Here is a 15,584-nt window from a genome sequence, read left to right on the forward strand (position 1 = left end):
TTATGTCACAACCACTTTTAAATCCGATTGCCCTACACGACCTTGCGCTGAAGAACCGCGTCGTGATGGCTCCCATGACACGCAGCCGCGCCGATAACGAACACAACGCCGCCAATGAGCTGATGACCACGTACTACGCCCAGCGCGCCGGCGCCGGTTTGATCATCACCGAGGGATCGCAGATATCGAAGCAGGCTGTGGGTTATATTAACACGCCAGGCATCCATAGCGCAGAGCAGGTAGCCGGCTGGAAAAAAGTAACCGGCGCCGTGCACGCCGAGGGAGGCAAGATTTTCCTGCAGCTGTGGCACGTAGGCCGCATGTCGCACCCCTACTTCCATGGCGGAAAACTGCCGGTGGCCCCCTCTCCCATTAACCCCAACGACAAAGCCTTCACGCCCGAGGGCTTTAAAGATACCGTGACACCGCACGAGCTGACGATACCGGAGATAAAGCAGATTGTACAGGACTTTAAAACCGCTGCCCGCAATGCCATTGATGCCGGTTTCGACGGTGTGGAAGTGCACGCCTCCAACGGTTACCTGCTGCACCAGTTCTTCGTGAGCACGGCTAACGTGCGTACCGATGCCTACGGTGGTTCAGTGGAGAACCGCGCCCGCATCCTGTTCGAGGTGCTGGATGCTATCAAGGAAGTGGTGCCGCAGCACCGGATTGGTGTGCGCCTGAACCCCAGCATGCACGGCGGCTTCGGCATTACCGTAAACGAAGACACCATCCCGACTTTCGACTACATTGTGGAACATCTGAACAAGTATAACCTGGCGTATGTGCACCTGACCGAGGCCTCGCCGGCCAACAAGGATGTGCCGCACATCGAGCCGCAGGTGGCCAAGCGCTACCGCCCTAAGTATAAGGGCACCCTGATTCTCAACGGCGGCTTTACCCAGGAGACAGGAAATAAAGTAATTGCCGATGGCGATGCCGACATGGTGGCCTTCGGGGTGCCGTTTATCGCCAACCCCGACCTGGTGGAGCGCTTTGCCCAGAACGCCGAGCTACAGCAGCCAGACCAGAGCAAGTTCTACGCTCCAGGCCCTGAAGGTTACGTGAATTACCCGACGTTGGCAGAGGTGGAAGCCTAAGCCGACTTGCCGCAAATTTTGAAAGCGCCTGCTATACTTTAGCAGGCGCTTTTTTTATACTTTGTAACGCAAACGGATTCACCCCTCCCCAACCCTCCCCTAAGAACAGGGGAGGGAGCTCAGCAGTACCGGATCCAACCACCCCTTTATCCCTCTCCCGAAACAAGTTCGGGATCCAAGACTTGACTAAGGAGGGGAGCCTGTCATTACTTTGGCTAAAGTATAAGTTCTATAGTCAAAGTAATGACAGGCTCCCCTATTGACCTAAGGTCGCAAGTTTCGAACTCTCGTTCTTGTTTGTCCTCAAGGGGACAGTAGTAATAGCTGTAGCTATCGAATCTGATCCCAGCCCTTGGGTTGAGCGCCTATGCGAGTTTTTCCGGTGACGAGCTGCAAGCGAGGCAGCCCGAGGTACGAGGGCAGGAAAAGCTCCAAGCGCGATGCCCGAAGGCGAGGCCTCCCGGCCTTGAGGGAGCCAAAACTGGATATAAAACAATTAAGGTTGTAAGGCAATGGATCAGCGGAAGCTAGTAAGTATAGCTTGTGTCAAGTGGAAGGCAGCAGCAGCTATGGAAGTATAGCCAAAGTATAAAAGTATGACTCTTTGAGCCAGTCGGGTTGAAAACCCAACGCATAAAGGGGCACGGGCTGCAAGCCCGCGCCAGAGAGCGGGGAAGTATAAAGTATAACCCAAATATAAATTTCAACCGAGCCATACTTTTATACTTTATACTTCCACTAATGACCATGCTGCTGCAAATCCGGGGCCTTGTCGGTTAGCTGCAGCTGGCGCACCTCGCCCTGCTCCCAGGCGTTGGCGCCCGGCACCACCTCCGGCGTCGGGATGTCCGCGCGTTGCCTGCGCTTCTCGGCCGTCGATACCTCCAGGTTCCTGTCGCGCTCGTCTACCAGTTCCTGCCGCAGCTGCCCGTCCCGGGTAAAGCCCATCATGATCATCGGGGCACCAAAAGGCAGCTCCATGTTGCGGTCGGTGTGCCAGGTATGGATGGTTTTGCCGTAGGTGCTCACCAGCTTCTCCATCAGTTGGTGCTCGGCGGCATCGGGTATGCCCGGCGCAATCAGGGTGCCCGACTTCACCTCGTAGTGGTGGCTGTGCCACAGCTTTTTCTCCTCCTCCGGCAGCTTTTTGAATAACCGCTCCGAGATGATGTACTCCACCCCCATCAGTTTGGCGTCCTCGCCGTTGCCATCAAAAATGATCGCCTGTTGCACGTCCTCGTTCAGCTGCGTCACATAGTGGTGCGCTTCCATCTGCCCCTGCGGGTGACCATTGTAAAAGTGGAAGCCAGCCAGGTACATATCAATCCTGGTGAGCGGGGCCTTGTCCTGCATCAGTTCCGCGCTCATCTCCAGCGCCTTCGACTCCGTGGTTTTCTCGCTGCCCGGCACCTGCACGTTGGTTTCGGTGTTCTCGCCGCCGCAGCCAGCCAGCAGCCCCATCGCCAGCAGGGGCAGGGCGGTTCCTATCTTTCTACTCATCCTTATTTCTGATTACACCTTATGCGTGGTTCCTCAACTCTACGCACGTGCGCCCGTAGAGTATGCGGTGCTTTATACTTTGATACCGGCAGCGCCCTTGCCCGAGGCAGGTATAAACGCAAAAAACAGCCCTGGAAGTGGCACAAAATCGTATTTTTAGCTTAGATTTACTTTTTAGCCCTGCTTCTTCAGGCGCTTTAGGCATACCTATACTTCGGATAACCACACTATGAAACTGAAAATAAGAACCGGCTTCGGCTACGACGTGCACCAGTTGCAGGAGGGCCTCGACTTCTGGCTCGGCGGCATCAAGATTCCGCACACGCACGGCGCCCTGGGCCACTCCGACGCCGACGTGCTCACCCACGTGATCTGCGACGCCCTGCTGGGTGCCGCCAACATGCGCGACATCGGCTTCCACTTCTCCGACAGAGACCCCAAGTACAAAGGAATCGACTCCAAGATCCTGCTGAAGGAAGTGGTGCACCTGCTGAGCCGCGAGGGCTACGAGATCGGCAACATCGACTCCACCATCTGCCTGCAGGAGCCCAAGGTAAACCCGCATATTCCGGCCATGAAGGCTTGTTTAGCCGAGGTGATGGGCATCCCGGAGGAGGATATCTCCATCAAGGCCACCACCACCGAACATTTAGGTTTTGTGGGCAAGAAAGAGGGCGTGGCGGCCTTTGCCACCGTTTTGATCGTGAAGCAGTAGGCACCGCGGATTAAACCACCTGCACCAACGCACGTCTAACCTCAACTTATACTTTTATAACACCTTAACTAAACCATGAAGAGACATAATCTCTACGCCGCCCTGCTGCTAGCCGCCTTTGGCTATGGCTGCGCCCAGGGCCCAAGCGCCAGCAAGCCTACCACCGATGTAGCCAAGCTGAGCGAGGCTGCCCCCAAGTATGCCGAAACCATTACAGCCGCCGATCTGTCGAAGCACCTCCACATCATCGCTTCTGATGAGTACGAGGGCCGCAACACTGGCGAGAAAGGCCAGAAAATGGCTGCCGAGTACATCGCCCGCGAGTTCCGTGAGGACGGTCTGACCGGACCGGTGAAAGCCAACAGCGCCAACCCTTATTACCAGACATTCGATCTGCAGAAAAGCGCCTGGGGCGAAGGCCATATTTCGATAGGAACCGAGAAGTACCTGATGATGCAGGACTTTTTCCCGTTCGGCTCTTCCCCGTTCACGACGGAGCAAAGCGTGGAGGCGGTTTATGTAGCGGATGCCGCGCAGCTTGCCGGGAAAGACGCTAATGGCAAACTGGTGGTAACCATGCTGACGCCAGCCGAGATGCAGACCAAGATGCGCGGTTTTGGTGCCGCCGCAGAGCAGGCAGGCGCTAAGGGCGTGGTGTACGTGCTGGGAGCAGAGGAGTACCGCGGCATGGCCGAGCGCTTCTCACACCGCCTCTCGCAGCCCTCCCTCTCGCAGATGGGCAGCAACAACAGCAGTCGCCCGGCCACAATTTTTGCCACGCCTACTGTAGGCGCCGCCATTTTGGGCACTACGCCGGAGCAGCTGCAGCGCAATGCCTCCACCATCGCCTTTAAGCCTGCTTCTGATATCAGGATCCTGATGAGCAGAACCTCTGAGCCACTGCCAACCGAGAACGTGCTGGGCTTTGTGGAGGGTACCGATAAAAAAGACGAGGTAGTTATCGTGACAGCGCACTACGACCACGTGGGTGTGGACGAATCGCTGGAAGGTGACAAGATCTACAACGGCGCCAACGACGACGGCTCCGGCACGGTGGCGGTGATCGAGCTGGCCGAGGCCTTTGCCCAGGCGAAGAAAGACGGTTACGGCCCGCGCCGCAGCGTGCTGTTCATGACGGTGACTGCCGAGGAGAAGGGCCTGCTGGGCTCTGAGTACTACTCCGAAAACCCGATCTTCCCGCTGGAGAACACCGTGGCCAACGTGAACATCGACATGATCGGCCGCATGGACTATGAGCACGAGAAGACCAACGACAGCAACTACATCTACGTGATCGGGGCTGACAAGCTTTCTTCGGAACTGCACCAGATCAACGAGGAGATGAACCAGAAGTACGTGAACCTGAAGCTCGATTATACTTTTAACGACGAGAACGACCCGAACCGCTTCTACTACCGCTCCGACCACTACAACTTCGCCAAGAACGGTATCCCGATCGTGTTCTACTTCAACGGCGTGCACGACGATTACCACCAGCCAGGCGATGAGGCCGATAAGATCATCTACGAGAGCGCTGAGAAAGTATCGCGCCTGGCGTTCCACGTGACCTGGGAGCTGGCCAACCGCGAGAACCGCATCGTAGTGGACAGCAATAAAAAGTAAGACTTCTGAGTTAGAGAGTTTGGGGGTTTGGGAGTTAGAGAAAAATGAGTTAAAAAAGGAGGAGTAACAAACTATAATTGTTCCAGCTTCCTAAACTCTTAAACTTTCTAACTCTTAAACTCCCAAACTCTTTATACCTTTAAGGGTGCTTTTCTTTTAAGAGGGTAGCTATAAAGTATGGCTCACCACCGGAAAACGCAGGGGGAAATACAGTATGAGTAAACTGAAACAGTTTCTGCAGGACGCGGAGACGAAAGCATTCGACCAGGGGCATCGTTCCACCATCAAGTTTAACATCGGCAAGTATAACGCCGCTGTGCAGCGTGGCCTTACCCAATACTCCGACCATGAGCTGGCCCGCGAGCGTGCCTCCTTTATAAAAACCCAGACAATCAACAACCTGGACAAGTACCTGATGGAGTTCGAAGCCAACTTCACGGCCCGTGGCGGCAAGGTGATCTGGGCCCGAGACGCGCAGGAGGCTTTAAAGGAGATTGGCGAGATCATGAAGCGCAAACGCGCCCGCTCGGTGGTAAAGTCCAAGTCGATGACGACGGAGGAGATACACCTGAACGAGTACCTGGAGAAGAACGGCATCGAGACTGTAGAAACAGATCTCGGCGAGTATATTGTGCAGCTGGCAGAGCAGCGGCCTTACCACATCGTAACGCCGGCCATGCACATGTCTAAGAAGGACATCTCGGAGCTATTCGTGCGCAAACTGGGCATCCCTCCTACCGATAACGCAGAGGAACTGGTGGGCGTGGCCCGCACGCTGCTGCGCGAAAAGTATACTTCTGCTGAGGTGGGCATTACGGGCGGCAACTTCCTGATCGCTGACGTGGGCGGCGTGGCCGTAACCGAGAACGAGGGCAACGGTCGCCTCTCTACCGCTTTCCCCAAAACGCACATTGCCATTGTGGGCATCGAGAAGATGATTCCCTCTATCATGGACCTGGACCTGTTCTGGCCCCTGCTGAGCACCAGCGGCACCGGACAAGGTATAACGGTTTATAACACCATTTTTACCGGCCCGCGCCAGTCCAAAGAAAAGGACGGCCCGGAGGAGATGTACGTGGTGCTGCTCGACAACGGCCGAACCGAACTGCTGGCCCTGCCCGAGAAGCGCGAGGCCCTGAACTGCATCCGCTGCGGCGCCTGCCTGAACGTGTGCCCGGTCTACAAAAACATCGGTGGCCATACGTATGAGACCACCTACAGCGGCCCCATCGGCTCGGTAATTACGCCCCACCTGAGTGGCATGGCCGAAAACAAGCACCTGAGTTTTGCCAGCTCCCTTTGCGGCGCCTGCACCTCGGTGTGTCCGGTCAAGATCAACATCCACAACCTGCTGCTCTTAAACCGCAAGCAAAGCGTTGACGAAGGGCTGGCCGAGAGCCAGGAAAAAACCGCAATCAAACTGTGGGTAAAGGCGATGAAGAGCAGAACGTTGATGAACCTAGCCCCTGCCGGCCTCAAGAACTTTGTGCTGCGCTACGTGCAGAAGGATACCTGGAGCAAGCGCCGCGAGCCGCTGCAAGTTGCCGGCAAATCGTTTAACCAGCTCTGGAAAGAGCAACGCGGAAAATAAAGTATAAAGCCTGCTGATGAAGCAGGCTTTATTGTTGGTTTTATACTTGCAGATGCTGGGCTGTAGGGACAGGTCGCGACCTGTCCGAATCGTGCACCGGTAATTTGTCTGAATCAGGATTTCCAGCAGGACCGGGTCAAACCACCCCTAACCCCTCCTTAGCCAAGGCGGGGAGCTCTGTAATTACTTTGGCTAAAGTATAAGTTTTATAGCTATAGCTATCGTTCTTGCGCGGACAGGTCGCGACCTGTTTCTACAACACCAACAACCAATAACTAACAACGAACAACTATAACGGCTACCTATCCACTTCGCCCAGCACGATATCCACAGAGCCGACAATAGCGATGAGGTCGGCGACCATGCAGCCGCGGCTGATTTCGGGCAGTACGGAGAGATTCACAAAGCTTGGGGCGCGGCCCTTGGCGCGGAACGGCACGTCGCTTCGGTCGGTGGTGCGGAAGTAGTAGCCCAGTTCGCCGCGTGGGGTTTCGCCACGGAAGTATAGCTCCTGCGTGCCCGTCATGCGCATTTTCTTGGGGCAGGCTGCCTGAGGGTCAAAGTCGGGGGTGCGTTTGTGGTCGCCGGTAAGCTGGTCGAGGCACTGGCGGATGATCTTAACCGACTCGCGGCACTCCAGGGCGCGCACGTAGTTGCGGTCCCAGCAGTCGCCGGTGGTGCCAGCCAGCCCCTGCCCTATCGGTACCTCAAAGTCCAGTTCGGGGTACACGCTGTAGCCATCCACGCGGCGCAAATCATACTTCAGGCCGGAGCCACGCAGCATGGGGCCGGAGCAGCCATAGTTGATCGCCACGTCCAGCGGAAGTATACCCACGTTGGCCGTGCGGTCGATGAAGATCTTGTTCTCCAGAAGTATAGTGTCCAACTCATCGAGCTTGGGCTGCAGGTAGTCTATAAACTCGCGGCAGCGCTCCTCAAAGCCGATCGGCAGATCATAGTATAAACCGCCCACCCAGATGTAGTTGTACAGCATACGCGCGCCCGAAACCCACTCCAGCAAACGCTGAATGTGCTCTCTGTCGCGCAACAGCCACAGGAACGGCGTAAACGCCCCGATGTCGATGGCGTAGGTGCCGATGGCCACAAAGTGCGAGGCAATGCGGTTGAGCTCCGTTACCAGCACGCGGATATACTCCACCCGCTTCGGAATCTGGTCGGTAATGCCCAGCAGCTTCTCCACGCCCATGCACCACACATGCTCCGAGTTCATAGCGGCCAGGTAGTCCATGCGGTCTACGTAGGGGATGGTCTGGTTATAGGCCATACTTTCGGCGTGCTTCTCGAAACAGCGGTGCAGGTAACCAATGTGCGGCACTACCTCCTGGATGATCTCGCCGTCGGTGACCACCTCCAGGCGCAGTACGCCGTGCGTGCTCGGGTGCTGCGGCCCCATGTTCACAATCATCTCACCGGCCTTCAGCGCATCCTGGCTGAACTTGTTCGGCTCCGATTGCAGCAGGTAGTTTTTATAGATCGTGGACACAGGGTGAATAATTAATAACTAATGATGAATGAATAGCAAAGGTCGGGAAAAAGGGGGAATAATAGAGGGGCTGGTTCTAGGTAAAGAATAGCATTCGAAAATGCATATATTAAATAATATATAGTATATTCGGATATTTAATTATGATTATCTGTCAAAAACGACAAAAGACTATATGCCTTTTGCATTTATACAGAAGCTTTGTTCAACAAAATGTAAAAAATAAACGCATATGAATTATAAAGATGGAAATTACTCAGCATTTTATGTAAGTGAACCATTCAACGAATGTAGTCTTGGTGCACATGCAACAAAGGATTTTGTTTATTACAACATGCTAAGAGCTTGGAAGGGAGGTGACTCCACTTTCCCTTTTGTTGACTCACATGATAAAAATTATAATGTAAGGGACAATAGCGATTGGGAGATGACATTAAAGCCTAGAATTCGTGAGCGCTTAAGATACTCAAAAAGTATACTATTGTTCTTGAGTTCCTCAACTAAGAGTTCCAGAGCTATAAGAGAAGAAATGGATTATGGAATTAACACGCAAGAACTCCCAATAATAGTAGTTTATCCAGAGTATTGCGAAAAGAGTGATATAATTAATTGCCAATCTGGTACCTTACGAAAGCAGATAATAGATCTGTGGGACAATTTACCAATCTTCCGAGATTCTATGAACAATGTTCCAACTTTGCATATACCAAATAAAAAGGATCTAATAAGAGCCGCACTTAATGACCCGGATTTTATGGTTGCTTCAAAATGTAGCGCTGGAACCTACTTTTACACGTGTTAACCTGCAATGAGATACATCTTCAATTCAATTACAAGTAAGGCTTATTGGCGATATATATTTTCGATTGATGGGTTAAAATCAATACTTGCCATTTTTGGGTTATTATGGCTTCTTATAGAAACTCTGGATTTCTTTAACGTCTACACAAGAGACCAGTATGCTTCCTATGCATTCTTCTTCTTTATAATTATATCAATTTTAATCTCAATCCTTCTAAGAAGACCTATTAAATCATTCTCAATTTCATTTCCTGAATATGACTTTTGTATTGATGTGCGAATAGTTGATTTATTTGATATTAGCGGTGCTGCCATGATTAGCACAAATACTTTATTTGAGGCAGATGTAGCCGGAGGAAAAATAGCAGTTAATAGTCTTCAGGGCCAATTTACAGCAAAGTATTTTACTGGAAACCAGAATGAATTGATCAAGAAAATCCAGGAAGGACTAGATGTTATTAACTTAACTTCGCCTTACCCTATGGGAACAACAATTCCAATACATACTCATGGTAAAACATTTTACTTTACTGCAATGGCAAATATTGGCGAAGGAGGTAATGCATCTTCATCTATATCTGATGTAAATATAGCACTAAATGGATTGTGGAATCATGTTAGAGAAAATGGTGAGTTGCAAGAACTCTCTGTGCCAGTGATTGGAACCGGAAGAGGTCGAATAAAGATATCAAGAAAAAAAATGATTGCTGTAATAGCTGAGTCATTTGTAAAAGAATCAACAAAAAACAAAATTACTGAAAAATTAATTATTGCGATTCGACCAGAGGATGCCGAAAACTTTGGAATTAATCTTTACGATATCAAAGATCACTTAATACATGTATTAAAATAATTAAAAGCACCTAACACAGGCCATCCCACCGCTAGTGCAGTGCGAGCTTGTAGCTCGCACTGCCTACTAAATCAATAGCAAACCATGACTCCATACCTCAGACCCCTTACCCTCACAGACGCCGAAGCCGTAGTCACCCTCTCCTCCCAACTCGGCTACAAGGCATCAGTTGATCAAACCAAAGTATGGCTGCAGGAAATCTTAGCGAGTAAAGACCACTGCGCTTTTGGGGTGGTGCTGGATGAAAGGCTGATCGGCTGGGTGCACGGATTTTATACGTTGCACCTGGAGTCCGGAGCCTTTGTGGAGATAGGCGGCCTGGTGGTGGATGAGCACTGCCGGAGAACCGGAGCCGGCCGGATGCTGGTGGAGCAGGTGCTGGCATGGGCCAGGCAAAAAGGAGTTGGCAAGGTACGAGTGCGCTGCAATACCCAAAGAACCGACAGCCATACTTTTTACAAGGCAATTGGCTTTGAGGAAGTGAAAGAACAAAAGGTTTTCAGTATATTGTGTTAAAACCACACTCCTTATAGCTTTCCCGCTGCTACCGGAGTGCAATCCATACTTTTCTTATGCTTATACTTTCTCTTGGCAAGGGCTAAGGGTATTAAAATCTCACCTAAAACAAAACATGAATACAAAGCTACTAATGGCTATAAGTGCTGTCGTGATGGGCATGGCAGGGGTAGCCTTATCTTTTTTGCCGCAGGAAGTTGCCGGCAGCTTAGGGATGTCTGAAGCTGCTGCCATTATTTTGCAGGTGCTGGGAGCGCTATACTTTGGTTTTGCCATGATTAACTGGACAGCCAAAGCAAACCTGATAGGCGGGATTTACAGCCGGCCTGTTGCGGTTGGCAACCTGTCCCATTTTGTTGTCGGCGCACTGGCTCTGGCGAAACTGGCATTTAAGGACACGAGCCTGAACTACCTTTGGATAGCGGCGCTGGTTTACGCAGCTTTTGCCATCCTTTTTGCGTATGTTTTCTTTACCACCCCTAACCTGAAGAGCAAGTATAACCAGAGCACATAGCGTTACAGTTGGAATAGCTTTGGCATACGTGCTGACACTACCCTGTAGCGTATACTTCTCCCCGAAGCGGCTTCCCCCGTTGGCTTTCTGATGCTCCGGCTATACGAAGGCTTGTTCCTTTCTCTTGAAGCCATTTCCTAACATCCAAATACCGGTTCATATGCCGTTGAAGCTAATTTTTTCAAGATGGGCGCAGGTAGCGGGGCTATTTTTGATCGGGGGCACGCTTGCCTGGGCCATAAAACTAGCCGTCATTGTCGCCACAAACGGCCGGATCATCACTTCCGGTGCCGCAGCTTTTTTCATGGCGACCGGAATCGTGCTGCTGTTAATCGGCTCCACAGGCATCGGGTATTACCTCAGCAGAAACCGTAGAATGCTGGTGCGGGCCATTGCCATTATACTTTCTCCTGCCCTGGTTTTCGGTTCTTTTATCCTGATTGGTATGGTTACCAACCCCTTGCTGCAGAACAGCAGCATCTGGTATGCGCAGCAGGAAGCTCCCATCGGAGTGGGCGTTATCGTGTACATGCTAGTGGGGTACTTCCTCTTCAGGAGCGGCCGGCGCGATAGCAACTATGCGTAGTTTTTTACCACCTTCCCGCCAAAGAACGCCGGCTGCCCGTTTGCATCCGTAAAGACCTTGCCCAATCCTCCTTATTTATACTTTCCTGAAGACAATCAGCCTGAAGCGGGTGATAGAACAAAAGGTTTTCAGTATATTGTGATTGCAATATACTTTTAATGAAATTACTCTACATTCTTTTGCTCATTCTGCTGCTGCTTGCGGACATCTTTGCCTACACCGAAGTAGTGACGCTTATCCGCCAGCCTTCCGATGCCTCGGTTATACTTGGCTTTGGGCTGCTGGCCATACTTATACTTGCCAATTTCTTTATAATCCGTTTTTCGCTAACTAAACTAAACGCCTGATGACCCGAAGTATCACTACCTGGATAATTGCTGTTGTACTTATCGCCCTGTTCTCCGTTACCGCCATGACCTCCTGCACCCGCATCGACGCAGGCCACGAGGGTATCCTGGTAAAACTCTACGGCACCGACAAAGGCGTGCAGGACGTGAACCTGGTAACCGGGCGCGTGTGGTTTAACCCGTTCACGGAGGAGGTTTTCCAGTTCCCGACCTTCGTGCAGACGGTGGATTACCCGGCCTTTACCGTGAACGCCAAGGATGGTTCCGTTTTTACCGTTGATCCCACGATCTCTTTCCGGGTAACGCCCGGCGAAAGCCCCCGCATCTTCAGCAAGTACCGCAAAGACATCGAGCTGATCACCAAAACGACGCTCTTTAACTATGCCCGCGACGCCTTCCGCATCCAGTTTAACCAATACAGCACCGACAGCATCATCTCGAACCGCCAAAGCTTCGAGGATAAAGTGCAGATAGCGCTTGACAATGCCCTGCGCAAGGAAGGCTTCGAACTGGAGCAGATGACAAGTGGCTTGCAGTACCCCGAGGTAATTGTGCAGGCCGTGAACCTGAAAAACAAAGCGGTGCAGCAGGCCATGCAGGTAGAAAACGAGTTGAAGGTAGCCGAGGCCCAGGCCCGCAAGAAAATAGTGGAAGCCGAGGCCGAAGCCCGCGCCAACGAACTGCGCCAGCGCACCCTCACCCCCCTGCTCATCCAGCAGCAGTTCATCGAGAAATGGGACGGCAAAACTCCGCTCTACGGCAACTCGCCTACCTTCTTTAAGAACGTGCAGTAAGTATAAAGTATAAAATCAGAGGCCGCCGGAAGTATAACCGGCGGCTTTTTTTTACTCCTCCCCAGCCCTCCCCTCTTATCGAGTGCCCCTACCCCCAGAACAGGGGAGGGAGCTTTGCAGCACCGAATCCAACCACCCCTACCCCTCTCCCGAAACAAGTTCGGGACCCAAGACTTGTAAGGCGGGGAGTCTGTAGTTGCTTCTGCTGAAGTATAAGTTGCATAGCCGCAGCCTTCGCGCGGACAGGTCGCGACCTGTCCCTACAAAGTATAAACCCACCCCAGCCCCTCCCGAGAGGGGAATTCGGGAACGATTATCATCCCCCTGCCCCCTTCGAAGGGGGACTTTGATTCTTCGAGCTCCGTCAGCCGCTGCTATCGAATCTGATCCCAGCCTTTGGGTTGAGCGCCTATGCGAGTTTTTCCGGTGCCGAACGAGAGTGAGGCATTGCGACGTTAGGAGCAAAGGAAAAGCTCCCAGCGCGATGCCCGAAGGCGAGGCCTCCCGGCCTTGAGGGAGCCAAAGTATAAAATGAAGCGAGACGCTCGTAAGTCTGGAGGATGAACGGAAGCTAGCAAAGATAGCTTATTTCAAGTTACAAGAGGCGGCGGCAAATAGAGACACAAGCGGACGCCCCGAAATGCTCCGGGACTTTCAGCTTGCGCCAGAGCAGTATATAGTATATCCAAGTATAGCTACTTACGCCAGAAAGAGAAGGGAAATATATCGATCTTACTCCGGCTTCTCGCGCTTATCCGGAAACTGCTCGGCGGGCGGTTGCTGGGTAAGTATAACCGGCTCACCCCGGAAGCCGTTGTTCTCGTTGTGTTGGTCGTAGGGCACTTTGATGCCGTGGTAGTAGTCCTGCAGTTGGTAATCCTTGCGGAGCGGGTGTCCCTGCCAGTCAGCGGCGCAGAGGATGCGGCGCATGTCGGGGTGATCTGTAAAGTAGATGCCGAACATATCGAACACCTCGCGCTCGTGCCAGTCGGCGGTGCGCCAGATATGGCTGACGGTGGGCACCTGCGGTATTACCTCTTCCGATGTGCTGTTGCGTGGCACCCGTACTTTCAGCGTCAGGTGATGATCGTAGGGGATGGAGTACAACGTATAAATCACCTCCATCATACCGGCCTCGGGCCCGTTGTCCATCCCCGTCAGGCAGGAGAGGCAATCGAAATAGGTTAGCTCGTTGTCGTGGAGCTCCAGGCATACCTCCGGCAGGCGCTCCGGCTGAAGCACCAGGTATGGCTGCAGGGCATCGGTCTTTGCCTCAAGTATAACTGCTGCGCCAAACCGATCAAGTATAAACTGCTGTAGCTCCCCGAAGGTCATAATTATTAATTAATAGTAAATAATGAGTAATTACTAATCTCCCTAACCATTAATCATTACTGATTACTCATTCCTAATTAAGCATTCTTCATTCTTTTCGCCATGATCTGCTGCACGGCTCTCGGGGCACGAATGGTTTCCTGGCGGATGATCTCCTGTAATTTTAAGAAGCCACCGATCAGCGCCTCCGGCCTTGGCGGGCAGCCTGGCACGTACACATCCACCGGAATAATCCTGTCCACCCCCTTTACCACATGATAACCATGCTCCCAGTACGGGCCGCCGCAGTTAGAGCAGCTTCCCATCGAGATCACGTAGCGCGGCTCGGGCATCTGCTCGTAGAGGCGGCGCACGCGGTCGGCCATCTTAAAGGTAACCGTGCCGGCCACGATCATCACATCCGACTGGCGCGGCGAGGCGCGCGGTATAATGCCGAAGCGGTCCAGGTCGTAGCCCGAGGCATAGGCCCCCATCATCTCAATGGCGCAGCACGCTAGCCCAAAGCCCATCGGGAACAGCGAGGTGAGCCGCGCCCAGTTGAGCAGGTCATCCAGTTTGGTGATCACTACGCCGCCTTCTCCTGTCTTATCCACGTTTTATACTTAGGAATGTGAATTACACTTCTATACCTCGTTTGTTCTTTGTCCTGCGTCTTTTGTCCTCAGGTCGTACTTTCGCTCGTTTACACGCTGGTACACGTCCAGGGGTATTTTGGAGCGGCTCTGCGGAAGTATAGGCTTTGGCTTTATCCAGTCCAGATGCCCCTTGGCCCAGGCATACGCCAGTCCCAGCACCAACACGCCTATAAAGATGAACATTTCTACGAGCGAAAACCATCCCCACAGGCCGTCTGTCGCCTCTATTAAATCCCTGCGGCCAAACACGGTGGCCCACGGAAACAGGAAGGCCAGCTCCACATCAAAAATGATGAAAATGAGCGCCACCACGTAAAAACGCGGATTAAACTGCACCCAGGCATTACCGATCGGCTCCTCCCCCGATTCGTAAGTAGTCAGCTTCTCCGGGTTGGGCCTGCTCGGGCGGATAATCCTGGCCGTGAGCAGTCCGATCACCACAAAGATAGCCCCGCCTACCAGAAAGAGCAGGATAGTTCCGAAGTCTGATGTATAGTTTTCTGCCATGGCGCCGCAGCTGTTTAGGCAAAATTACGATAAAATTTCCACCCCTGCTCTAAAAGAGGTTTTAACATGGTTCAAGCATCCGGTTATGCTTCTACCTCCCACTGCTGGCGCGGGTTTGCAACCCGTGCCTTCCTATCTTCTCGGATTTGCAATCCGAGTGGCTTGAAAAGCCATACTTATACTTCCGATTTATACTTTGGCTAGACTTTTATACTTTGCTGGCGCAAGCGTCCGCTTGTGCCTTTATACGCCCCTGCTTCCTTCTGTTTGAATCAAGCTATCCTTGTTAGCTGCCGTTCATCCTCCAGACTTACTTAAGCTACTGTTGCATCTATACTTTGGTGCTCTCAAGCCCGAGAGGGCTCGTCCTCAGGCATCGCGCTGGGAGCTTTTCCTGCCCTCGTGCCTCGGGCTGCCTCACTTGCGTTCGGCACCGGAAAAACTCGCATAGGCGCTCAACCCAAGGACTGGGAACAGAATCGATAGTTACAGCTATTACTATTGTCCCTTTGAGGGGACTATAGGGGTGTTTATACTTTGACTATGAAACTTATACCTTGAAGTGTAGCTAAGACCAAGCTCCCCTCCTTGGCTAAGGAGGGGTAGGGGTGGTTAGACCCGGTACTGCAGAACACCCTCCCCTGTTTTGGGGGTAGGGGC

General features: G+C 52.5%; 16 protein-coding genes. 11 read left to right on the plus strand and 5 right to left on the minus strand.

All coding sequences use genetic code 11. The features are described from left to right. Positions 1-2 precede the first annotated feature (2 nt). Positions 3-1,103, plus strand: coding sequence for an alkene reductase (locus tag A3841_RS05020; protein ID WP_073851240.1), 1,101 nt, complete (start codon positions 3-5; stop codon positions 1,101-1,103). 738 nt (positions 1,104-1,841) lie between these two features. On the opposite strand, the gene A3841_RS05025 is transcribed toward A3841_RS05020, so the two are convergent. Continuing rightward, on the minus strand, positions 1,842-2,603 hold the full coding sequence (locus A3841_RS05025; protein WP_073851241.1) for an OBAP family protein: 762 nt from the start codon (positions 2,601-2,603) through the stop codon (positions 1,842-1,844). A gap of 229 nt (positions 2,604-2,832) precedes the next feature. Between A3841_RS05025 and ispF the strand changes: the two genes are divergently transcribed. From ispF to A3841_RS05040, 3 genes are all read left to right on the plus strand, one after another. Beyond that, complete coding sequence (ispF, locus tag A3841_RS05030; protein ID WP_073851242.1) at positions 2,833-3,318, plus strand: 2-C-methyl-D-erythritol 2,4-cyclodiphosphate synthase; 486 nt, start codon at positions 2,833-2,835, stop codon at positions 3,316-3,318. A gap of 75 nt (positions 3,319-3,393) precedes the next feature. After that, positions 3,394-4,941 (plus strand): M28 family peptidase, encoded by a 1,548-nt coding sequence (locus A3841_RS05035; RefSeq protein ID WP_073851243.1) that lies wholly within the window; start codon positions 3,394-3,396, stop codon positions 4,939-4,941. Positions 4,942-5,155: 214 nt separating this feature from the next. After that, positions 5,156-6,532: a LutB/LldF family L-lactate oxidation iron-sulfur protein gene (locus tag A3841_RS05040; protein ID WP_073851244.1), complete on the plus strand. Its 1,377-nt coding sequence runs from the start codon at positions 5,156-5,158 to the stop codon at positions 6,530-6,532. A 298-nt stretch (positions 6,533-6,830) separates the two neighbouring features. On the opposite strand, the gene A3841_RS05045 is transcribed toward A3841_RS05040, so the two are convergent. After that, the gene (locus A3841_RS05045) at positions 6,831-8,036 is read right to left on the minus strand and encodes an NADH-quinone oxidoreductase subunit D (protein ID WP_073851245.1); all 1,206 of its coding nucleotides are present in this window, start codon (positions 8,034-8,036) and stop codon (positions 6,831-6,833) included. A 232-nt stretch (positions 8,037-8,268) separates the two neighbouring features. On the opposite strand from A3841_RS05045, the gene A3841_RS05050 reads away from it, so the two are divergent. The 7 genes from A3841_RS05050 to A3841_RS05075 all read left to right on the plus strand — a co-directional run bounded on the left by A3841_RS05050 (position 8,269) and on the right by A3841_RS05075 (position 12,447). Continuing rightward, positions 8,269-8,838 carry a TIR domain-containing protein gene (locus A3841_RS05050; RefSeq protein WP_073851246.1) on the plus strand — a complete coding sequence of 190 codons (570 nt, stop codon included), beginning with the start codon at positions 8,269-8,271 and terminating at the stop codon, positions 8,836-8,838. Positions 8,839-8,844: 6 nt separating this feature from the next. Beyond that, the gene (locus tag A3841_RS05055) at positions 8,845-9,690 is read left to right on the plus strand and encodes a macro domain-containing protein (RefSeq protein WP_073851247.1); all 846 of its coding nucleotides are present in this window, start codon (positions 8,845-8,847) and stop codon (positions 9,688-9,690) included. An 84-nt stretch (positions 9,691-9,774) separates the two neighbouring features. Continuing rightward, positions 9,775-10,206, plus strand: coding sequence for a GNAT family N-acetyltransferase (locus tag A3841_RS05060; RefSeq protein WP_073851248.1), 432 nt, complete (start codon positions 9,775-9,777; stop codon positions 10,204-10,206). Between the two features lie 115 nt (positions 10,207-10,321). Further along, a complete protein-coding gene (locus A3841_RS05065; protein ID WP_073851249.1) occupies positions 10,322-10,720 on the plus strand; it encodes a hypothetical protein in 399 nt (132 codons plus the stop codon). A 166-nt stretch (positions 10,721-10,886) separates the two neighbouring features. Continuing rightward, positions 10,887-11,306: a hypothetical protein gene (locus A3841_RS05070; protein WP_139307883.1), complete on the plus strand. Its 420-nt coding sequence runs from the start codon at positions 10,887-10,889 to the stop codon at positions 11,304-11,306. A gap of 158 nt (positions 11,307-11,464) precedes the next feature. After that, complete coding sequence (locus A3841_RS19955; protein WP_139307884.1) at positions 11,465-11,653, plus strand: hypothetical protein; 189 nt, start codon at positions 11,465-11,467, stop codon at positions 11,651-11,653. Further along, positions 11,653-12,447: an SPFH domain-containing protein gene (locus A3841_RS05075; protein ID WP_073851251.1), complete on the plus strand. Its 795-nt coding sequence runs from the start codon at positions 11,653-11,655 to the stop codon at positions 12,445-12,447. Before A3841_RS19955 ends, A3841_RS05075 begins: the two co-directional genes overlap by 1 nt. Positions 12,448-13,179: 732 nt before the next feature. Here A3841_RS05075 and A3841_RS05080 read toward each other — a convergent pair. The 3 genes from A3841_RS05080 to A3841_RS05090 all read right to left on the minus strand — a co-directional run bounded on the left by A3841_RS05080 (position 13,180) and on the right by A3841_RS05090 (position 14,924). Then, on the minus strand, positions 13,180-13,782 hold the full coding sequence (locus tag A3841_RS05080; RefSeq protein ID WP_073851252.1) for an NADH-quinone oxidoreductase subunit C: 603 nt from the start codon (positions 13,780-13,782) through the stop codon (positions 13,180-13,182). A gap of 77 nt (positions 13,783-13,859) precedes the next feature. After that, positions 13,860-14,375: an NADH-quinone oxidoreductase subunit NuoB gene (gene nuoB / locus A3841_RS05085; protein WP_073851253.1), complete on the minus strand. Its 516-nt coding sequence runs from the start codon at positions 14,373-14,375 to the stop codon at positions 13,860-13,862. Positions 14,376-14,405: 30 nt separating this feature from the next. Further along, on the minus strand, positions 14,406-14,924 hold the full coding sequence (locus A3841_RS05090) for an NADH-quinone oxidoreductase subunit A (protein ID WP_073851254.1): 519 nt from the start codon (positions 14,922-14,924) through the stop codon (positions 14,406-14,408). Positions 14,925-15,584: the final 660 nt, after the last annotated feature.

Source organism: Pontibacter flavimaris, from assembly GCF_001907195.1.
GTDB classification, from domain to species: Bacteria; Bacteroidota; Bacteroidia; order Cytophagales; family Hymenobacteraceae; genus Pontibacter; species Pontibacter flavimaris.